Consider the following 524-nt stretch of genomic DNA (forward strand, 5'->3'; position numbering starts at 1 on the left):
TCAGCTTGGACAGATCGAGGTTGAGGGTCTGGCCTCCCGGAACGGTGAAGGAAAGGCCCGTCGTCGCGCCGGTGAGCTTGCCGGTGGTGGTGTCGAAGGTGAGGTTGGCCGTACCCAGCGCGCCGCCAGTATAGGGGAAGGAGGTGCCCGGCGTCGCCTTCGACTGGTCGAAGACCGCGACCTCCCAAGTGCCCGCGCCGGTGTTGGTGAAGTAGACGTCGAGCAGTTTCTTATTGCCGAGAGGGTCGTAGGCGACCAGCGAGGTTTTCGACGTGTACTGCGCCGAAGCGCTGTTGGTGGAGGGCAGGCTGCCGGCCGGCGCCACTCCGGTCGCGGCCGGCAGGTTACCGCTGAAGGTGCCATCCGTGCTCGGCGTCGCCGTCATTGCCTGGTCGGAGATCTGCACCGGAACCAGGCCCTCGAAGCCGTTGGCGGTCGCGGCCGGATCGCCGTTGGCGTAGTCGTATGCCATCAGCTGGTAGCCCGCGGCATTGACCAGCCGGCCTTGCGCGTCCGGAACGAAG

The 524-nt window shown here is 66.6% G+C and carries 1 protein-coding gene; it reads right to left on the reverse strand.

Annotated elements, in window-relative coordinates; translation table 11 throughout:
• On the reverse strand, positions 1-524 hold a 524-nt coding region (locus EN786_RS36025), incomplete at both ends, for a flagellar basal body FlgE domain-containing protein (protein ID WP_281405032.1).

The organism is Mesorhizobium sp. M4B.F.Ca.ET.143.01.1.1, assembly GCF_004792275.1.
Taxonomy (GTDB): Bacteria; Pseudomonadota; Alphaproteobacteria; order Rhizobiales; family Rhizobiaceae; genus Mesorhizobium; species Mesorhizobium abyssinicae.